General features: G+C 72.3%; 6 protein-coding genes and 1 pseudogene. 5 read left to right on the top strand and 2 right to left on the bottom strand.

Annotation, left to right across the window (positions count from 1 at the left end):
- Positions 1 to 1,202: pseudogene (locus VAE46_RS12575) on the bottom strand (hypothetical protein); the annotation flags it as partial.
- Positions 1,203 to 1,304: 102 nt separating this feature from the next.
- Here VAE46_RS12575 and VAE46_RS12580 point away from each other — a divergent pair.
- Positions 1,305 to 2,597, top strand: a complete 1,293-nt coding sequence (locus tag VAE46_RS12580; RefSeq protein WP_322797288.1) for a multidrug effflux MFS transporter — start codon at positions 1,305 to 1,307, stop codon at positions 2,595 to 2,597.
- Here the strand turns inward: VAE46_RS12580 and rlmB are convergent.
- Complete coding sequence (rlmB, locus tag VAE46_RS12585) at positions 2,491 to 3,294, bottom strand: 23S rRNA (guanosine(2251)-2'-O)-methyltransferase RlmB (RefSeq protein ID WP_322797289.1); 804 nt, start codon at positions 3,292 to 3,294, stop codon at positions 2,491 to 2,493. The two genes, VAE46_RS12580 and rlmB, sit on opposite strands and share 107 nt — an antisense overlap.
- 66 nt (positions 3,295 to 3,360) lie before the next feature.
- On the opposite strand from rlmB, the gene VAE46_RS12590 reads away from it, so the two are divergent.
- The 4 genes from VAE46_RS12590 to VAE46_RS12605 form a co-directional block, all read left to right on the top strand.
- Entirely contained in the window at positions 3,361 to 4,647 is a 1,287-nt protein-coding gene (locus VAE46_RS12590; protein ID WP_322797290.1) for a MiaB/RimO family radical SAM methylthiotransferase, read from the top strand.
- Positions 4,644 to 5,327 carry an alkaline shock response membrane anchor protein AmaP gene (gene amaP, locus VAE46_RS12595; RefSeq protein WP_322797291.1) on the top strand — a complete coding sequence of 228 codons (684 nt, stop codon included), beginning with the start codon at positions 4,644 to 4,646 and terminating at the stop codon, positions 5,325 to 5,327. The genes VAE46_RS12590 and amaP overlap by 4 nt, the downstream gene beginning before the upstream one ends.
- Positions 5,320 to 5,880: an SMC-Scp complex subunit ScpB gene (gene scpB / locus VAE46_RS12600; protein WP_322797292.1), complete on the top strand. Its 561-nt coding sequence runs from the start codon at positions 5,320 to 5,322 to the stop codon at positions 5,878 to 5,880. Before amaP ends, scpB begins: the two co-directional genes overlap by 8 nt.
- Positions 5,881 to 6,105: 225 nt before the next feature.
- Positions 6,106 to 7,500 (top strand): hypothetical protein (locus tag VAE46_RS12605; RefSeq protein ID WP_322797293.1); only part of this gene is annotated, 1,395 nt, incomplete at its 3' end.

Genomic DNA, 7,500 nt, shown 5'->3' on the forward strand with positions numbered 1-7,500 from the left:
ACCACCTGCCCCGCGACCGAAATCGTCGCCGGCTCCTGGCACCACATCCTCCACGGCGGCCAGGGCCAGACCGCGCGCCCATCCGTCGGGCACTCCGCCTCCGGTACCGCCGGCAGGGTCGCTGCCAGCCATCCCGCCTGCAGCGCCCCGGAATCGGCCACCGGCTCCACCTGCCCGCTTGCCACCCGGTAGAGCCGCCAGTCGCCGCCCTCCCAGTCCCAGCAGCGGCCCTGCCATGCCGGCGCCTCCCGTACGGGTACCGCCCGCAGCAGCACCTCGCTGCCATCGGGAGAGAACGCCTCCGGCAGCAGCGCAAACCCCTCGGCACGAGCCCGCCCGGCTTCCCGCCCGCTCACCGGCTCCGCAAAGACCAGCTCCTCGGCCGCCAGCCCCAGCCCCGCGCAGGCGAACACCCAACCGCCGGGCGCCGTCGCCAGCAGCCGGCCCCCGGGGTCGATCCCGGCCACCACGGCCCCCCGCGGTTCGACCCGGCCATCCAGGCGCACCGAGGCGAACACCCCCGGGCCATCCCGGTGTGCATACCCGAACATCTCGAGTCCCCCGTTATCGGCGTGCCAGCCCGCGGGCGCGGGCCAGGCCCCCAGCGCTGGCCCCAGCACGTCCATCCCGAGCCGGCGCACCACCTCCCCGCTCTTCACCTCGAGCACCAGCAGCTCGCCCCGCTCACGGTCGAGCAGGTCCGCATCCTCCCGGCCCACCGCCAGCAGCTGCCCATCGTGCGAAAGCACCGCCGTGGTCGGCCGCTGGTCCGCCTCCCAGCGCAGGAGCGTCCCCAGCTCCCGGCCGTCCAGGCTCCAGCGCACGATTCGCCGCTCGCTGACGGTCAGGACCTCGCGCCCGGAGACGAACACCATCCCGGGCGACAGGTACTCCTCCCGCCCGCCAGCCTGGAACGACCCCACCCTTCGCCCTGTCGCCGGGTCGACGCTCACGACCTCGACCACCGGGTAGCTGCGGTCGGCCGCCGACTCGCTCCCGACCTGCAGCGCCAGCACCAGCACCTCCCCCGCCGGCCCCGGCGTCGCCGTGGGTTTCGGCGTCGGCGAACCCGGCGATGCCTCCGCCGTCGCTGACGGCTGGCCGGCTGTTGCCGTGCGGCCTTCGCCGGGCGAATCGCTGCACGCCGTCGCAGCAAGGGCAATCAGCCCACCCAGGATTGCCGGGACCACGGTCCCCCGCATCAGAAGGCCTCCGCGCGTCATCCTCAGAGAGGAAACGCCCGCCGCCCGCCGGTGGTTCCTTCCCCTCCCCCAAGCGCACCGCCGGGAGTAGCATCCCACCCCATGCCGGGCATCGACGCTGCACACCTCGTCCGTGCCGAACGGCCGGCCGCCACCGCCGTGCTCGTCGGGCTCTCGGCCATGGCGCCCCTCGCGGTCGACATGTTCCTGCCCTCGATGCCGGCGATGGCGCGCGAATTCTCGGTTTCGACCGGCCTGCTCAGCCTCGCTGTCACCCTCTTCATCATCGCCTTCGCCGCCTCCCAGCTCGCCTGGGGGCCGATTTCCGACCGCTTTGGGCGGCGGCCCGCCCTGCTTGCCGGCCTCGTCCTGTTCGTGGCCGGCAGCCTGCTGAGCCTGGTCGCCCCTTCGGTCCCCGTGCTGCTCGCCGGCCGCATCCTGCAGGGGCTGGGCGGTGGCGCCGGGCCGGCCGTCGCCAACGCCATCGTCATCGATGTCTACCGCCGCGAACGGGCGATCGGCGTCCTCGCGCTCATCACCCTCTCCCTCGCGCTCGCCCCCATGGTCGCGCCGGTCTTCGGCGGCCTCATCCAGGAATACGCAACGTGGCGGCTGGTGTTCGCCATCCAGGCCGGCATCGGCCTGGCCCTCGCCGGCGCCCTGTTCCTGCTTATCCCCGAAACCAACCGCGCCCCCGATGCCGCCGCCCTCGACTTCCGCCGCATGGCCGCGAACTACCGCCGGCTCGCCGCCTCGCGGGCCTTCACGACCGCCGCCGTCCTTATGGGCCTCCTCTTTGCCGGGCAGCTCACCTTCATCTCTACCTCCTCCTTCGTCATCGTCGATGACCTCGGCGCCTCGCCCACCGTCTTCGGCGTCAGTTTCGGCTTCGTCGCCTTCGGCATCATGCTCGGGGCCACGCTCACCCGGCGCCTGAGCCGCCGCTGGCCTCCCGGCCGCATCGTCTTCACGGCGGTCCTCGGGGGCTGGCTCGCCGCCCTCGCGATGGCAGCGCTCGCCGGGTTCGGCGCCGCGAGCGTCCCCGCCGTCGTCGTCCCCGCCTTCCTCGTGCTCGCCGGCAACGGCATGGCCCGCCCTGCCGCCACTGCCACCGCCCTCGCCGATTTCCCCGCCTTCGCCGGGCTCGCTTCCGCCGTCCTCGGCTTCAGCCAGATGACCATCGCCTCGGCCTACAGCATCGCCTTCGGTGCCCTGTTCGAACCCGGCCCCCGCAGCCTCGCCGCCGCCATGGCGCTCGCTTCGAGCCTCGCGCTTGGCCTGTTCGCCCTCACCCGACCGCCGGCGTTTGCCCTGCGCGGCCATCCCCCGGGCCGCCCGGCCGGTGCTGCCGCACCCACAGGTACGCCAGCGCCCCCGTCGCCACCGCCACATTGAGCGATTCCACCCGCGGGTCCATCGGCAGCGCCACCCGGAAGTCGCTCTCCCGCAGCAGCAGCGGCGCGATCCCCTCGCCCTCGCTGCCCACCACCAGCGCCGTCCGGCGCGGCCAGTCGAACGCCGTCGCCAGCTCCGAACCCTCGCCCGCCTCCGCCGCCACCACCCAGTAGTTCGCCGCCTTCAGCGTCCGAATCGCCATGGCGAGGTTCTGCGGCGCTGCCACCGGTGCCACGAAGCTCAGCCCCGCGCTCGCCCGGTGCACCCCCGGCGTCAGCAGTGCCCCCCGCCGCAGCGGCAGCACCACCGCATCCACCCCCGCCGCGACCGCCGTCCGCAGCACCGCGCCCAGGTTCTGCGGGTCCGTCACCCGGTCCAGCAGCAGCACCAGCGACCGCTCCCCCGCCTCAGCCGCCACCCGCCGCAGGTCCACCGGCTCGATCGCGCGGATGCGCGCGAGCACTCCCTGGTGCACCCCGTCCCCCGTGAGCTCATCCAGCCGCCGCGCATCGACCCCCTCCACCCGCAGCCCGGCCTCCCGGGCCCGCTCCACCAGCGCCAGCACCCGCTCGTTCTGCGTCTCCCGCCAGTAGAGCAGCGACTTCGCGTGGCCTGTGGCCAGTGCCATCCCCACCGCGTTGATACCGAAGGCCACGTCGTCCGGGGTGCTGTTCGGTTTCGGGCGAAGCCGCGCCATGGCCGCAGTTTCGCACACGCCCGGCCACCGGGCGCTCGCGCCCCGCCATGCCGTACCCTGTTGGGCATGGAGCAGCGCCTCGCCGCCGTGCTGACCCTTGGCTGCAAGCTCAACCTCGCCGACTCCGCCGAGATCGCCGCCGGCCTCCGCGCCCGCGGCTACCGCGTCGTCGACCACGTCTGCGAGGCCGATGCCTACGTTATCAACACCTGCTCCGTCACCCACGTCGCCGATGCCAAGTCGCGCAAACTGATTCGCTCGATCCGGCGCCTCGCCCCCGGCGCCGCCGTCGCCGTTGCCGGCTGCTACCCCAATTCCGCCGGGCACGAAGCCGTCCGCGAACTCGGCGCCGATTTCGTCGCCGGCACCCGCGAGGCCGACCGCGCCGCCGTCGTCGACTTCCTCGCATCCGCCCGCCCGGCGGCAGCTGCTCCCCCGGCCCCGGAACCCCTCCTCGCGCCCGGCCTCACCCGCGCCTTCATCCGCGCGCAGGAGGGCTGCAACGATGTCTGCGCTTTCTGCATCGTGCCCCGCACGCGCGGCCGCGAGACCTCCCGCCCGCCCCACGCCGTCGCCGCCGATGTCCAGCGCGCGGTCGAAGCCGGCGCCCGCGAAGTCGTCATCACCGGCACCCAGCTCGGCGCCTGGGGCCGCGATGTCGACCCCCCCATGCGCCCGCACCACCTCATCTCCGCCATCCTCGAACGCACCGATGTCCCTCGCCTCCGCTTCAGTTCGCTCCAGCCGCAGGACATCACCCCCGAGCTGCTCGCCCTCTGGAGCGACCCCCGCCTCATGCCCCACTTCCACCTCGCCCTCCAGTCCGGCAGCGATGCCGTCCTTGCCGCCATGCGCCGCCGCTACACCGCGCGCGACTTCCTCCTCGCCGCCGAGCGCATCCGCGCCGCCGTCCCCTCCGTCGCCATCACGACCGATGTCATCGCCGGCTTCCCGGGCGAAACCGAGGCCGACTTCGCGGCCACCCTCGCCCTCTGCCGCGAGGTCGGCTTCGCCCGGGTGCACGCCTTCCCCTACTCCCCCCGCAGCCGCACCGCCGCCGCCCGCATGCCCGGCCAGCTCGCCCCGGAGGTGAAGAAGGAGCGTATGGCCCGCCTTCTCGCCCTCGGCGAAGAGCTTTCCCTCGCCTTCCGGCGGGCGCACCGCGGGTCCGTTCGCCCCGTCCTCTGGGAGGAGCCCCGCGAAGGCGGCTGGTTCGGCCACACCGATACCTACGTCCCCGTCTACCTCGAAGCGCCCGGCGCCGACCTCCGCAACCGCATTACGCCCGTTGAACTCGGCGAGGTGTACCATGACGGCGTCCGGGGCGCCCTCCCCGCAACGGAGGCACCATGAACGCCATCCGACGCATCCTCCTGGCTCTCCACAGCATCCTCCTCCTGGCCGCCTGCGGCGTCCTCTTCGCCCTTGCCTGGAACCAGGAGAAAAAGCTCGACCTCCAGGTCCGCAGCTTCAACCTCCAGGCGTTCATCGTGTCCGGCGATTCCGCCCGCGCCGTCTTCACCGCCTTCCTCGCCATCGTCGCCCTCATCGCCTTCCTCTCGCTCCTCGCTGCCGTCTGGCGCGAGAGCCGGCCGCGCTCGAAGGGCGTCCTCCAGCTTCGCCAGGAAGACGGCGGCATTGTCGAGGTCTCAGCCGCCTCCATCGAAGCCCTCCTCCGCGACGCCGTTCAGGCCCTGCCCGAGATCCGCCGCGCCGAGCCGCGCGTCGACGTCCGCTCCGGCGCGGTCGAATCCCGCATCGATGCCGTCATCGAACCGAGCGTGAGCATCGCCGGCGCCACCAAACGCATCGTCGATACCGTCCATGCCGCCCTCCGCGAGCAGGTTGGCGTCACCAGCGTTCGCCGCCCCGTCATCCGCATCAGCTACGACGAACTGGCCGCCCGGCCGATTGGCGCCTACCCGGGCACCCCGCCCCCGGCCGCTCCGCCGCCCCCCGCGCCCATCTTCCCGGCCGCCCGCGCCGCACCCGAAACCACCGTCCAGCCCGAGGAGCCCGCCGACCGTGCCTGACGCCGCACCCCGTCCGCCCTCCCCCGGCGAGCTGCCGTGGGTCCTGGAAGCCCTCCTCTTCGTCGCCGATGAGCCCCAGCCCCTCTCCGCCCTCGCCCGCGCCGCCGGGGTGAGCGAAACGGCCGCACGGCGCGCCCTCCAGCAGCTCGCCGCCGACTACGAGGCCCGCGGCCTTCGCCTCCTCGAAGACGGCCAGAAGTACCAGCTCGGCGCCGCCCCCGAGTACGCCCCGTACATCGAAGCCATGCTGGGCACCGGCCCCGGCCAGCGCCTCAGCCGGGCCGCCCTCGAAACCCTCACCATCATCGCCTACCGCCAGCCCTGCACCCGCGCCGAGATTGAGGCCATCCGCGGCGTCAACAGCGACCGCCACGTCGCCATCCTCGAGCAGCGCGGCCTCATCGAGCAGGCCGGCACCGCCGATACCCCAGGCCGCCCGCGGCTCTACCGCACCACCATGCGCTTCCTCGAGCACTTCGGCATCCAGAGCCCGCGCGACCTTCCCCCGCTCCCCGAACCCCCCGCGGAAGAACACATCGACGCCGCCATCTAGCCCATCGGCGCGCCGTCCCGGAGCCTCGCGCCAGTCCGCGCACCGCCTCGCCACCGTTTTCACTGGTTTCTTATGGATTTCCCGCCTTCCCGGCAACGAAAATTATCCCGGCCGTCAACTCCTGACGCCCCCGGGTGTAAGAATCGCGGCGCCCGGGCGTCTTTCAGGTGACGCCCCCGCATTCCATCCACGGCCCATTCGCCACACGGAGGTTCAACCGCACCAATGCCGCACGTTCGCTCCATCGCCGGGCAGCCAGCCAGCCGCGCCCTCGCGCTGCTCGCCGCCTGCCTCGCCCTGGCAGCCCTCGCCTTCAGCGGCACCGCCCGCGCCGTCGTCCCGGCTGATCCCGGCGGCTCCCAGCCCCAGGTCGAGGACCGCAGCATTACGCTCCTCGTCTGCAAAGTCATCGAAGGCCTCGACCGCATCGACCCCGACAACCCGTACAAGTTCGAAATCAAGGTCGGTAGCACCGCCTGGTACCCGGTCATCTCGAAGCCCGGCACCGATGGCGAACAGTGCGAGAAGTTCATCTTCGACCAGCCCGAAAAGGTCACCATCGCCGAGGCCGATCCCGCCCCGTTCCAGGCCTTCTACACCATCCAGCCCGCCTTCGGCTCCGCCATCGGCCCGGATCCCCTCCCGAAGGACGGCATCCTCCTGTACCTCCTCCACGGCGCCTGCGGGCTCGAAGAGCCGAAGGCGCAGCAGCCCACCGACGGCGTCGACTGCACCGTAACGATCACCAACCGTGCGGGCAGCGCCCAGCAGCTTGAGGCCTTCACCTTCACCAAGCGCGCCGTCCAGCCGGTCGTGACCGACCCGGCCGATATCGAATTCGAAATCACCGTCGCCAGCACCTATACCACCCGCACGCCCGATAGCCTCCACTTCAACTTCTACGACCCCGGCGTCGTCGTCTCCGGAGGCCCGGTCGCGGTGAAGGCCTCCTGCGGCTCCCCCGGCTACGAGGCCAGCAACCTCCAGGCCGGCCTCGGCTCCTTCGACCCCGACGCCTATTGGGGATTCGAGTGCAAGTCTATCACCGACGACGTCAACGGCCTCAGCATCACCTTCCGCGTCAGGCCCGCAACCCTCCCGGAGCGCACCTGCGAAGACCAGGTCGTGAGCAACGCGGCGAAGGTGCTCCTCTGGGCCAAGACCAATCCGTATTCCACTGTCCCCGAGGTCAAGGTCATCCTCGAGTCCTCCGCCTCCGTCACCCTCAAGGGCGACCCGGCACGCTGCCCGCTCACCATCCAGGTGCTGAAGACGCTCAATATCGTCGGCTTCGAAGCCCCCGGCCCCGGCTGGGAGTTCACCCTCGAAGGCTGCGGCATCGGCCCCGTCACGGCGGTCACCGGCGCCAACGGCATCGCCGAGTTCCCCGGCCTCCCGCCCGCTGAAAACTGCAGCTACACCGTCACCGAAACCCTCCAGCCCGGCTGGACGCCCGTGGTGGTCAGCCAATCGCTCCAGCCGACGGTCGGCGGGCAGGTCTACACCGTCGAGTTCCTCAACATCCGCGACTACAACCCGCCCTGCGTCGACCCGGCCGACCCCCGCTGCGCCCTCGAGCTCGAGCCGACCGAGCCCCCGGCCCCGCCGGCGCCGCCCGAG

The organism is Tepidiforma sp. (genome assembly GCF_034433535.1).
Taxonomy (GTDB): domain Bacteria; phylum Chloroflexota; class Dehalococcoidia; order Tepidiformales; family Tepidiformaceae; genus Tepidiforma.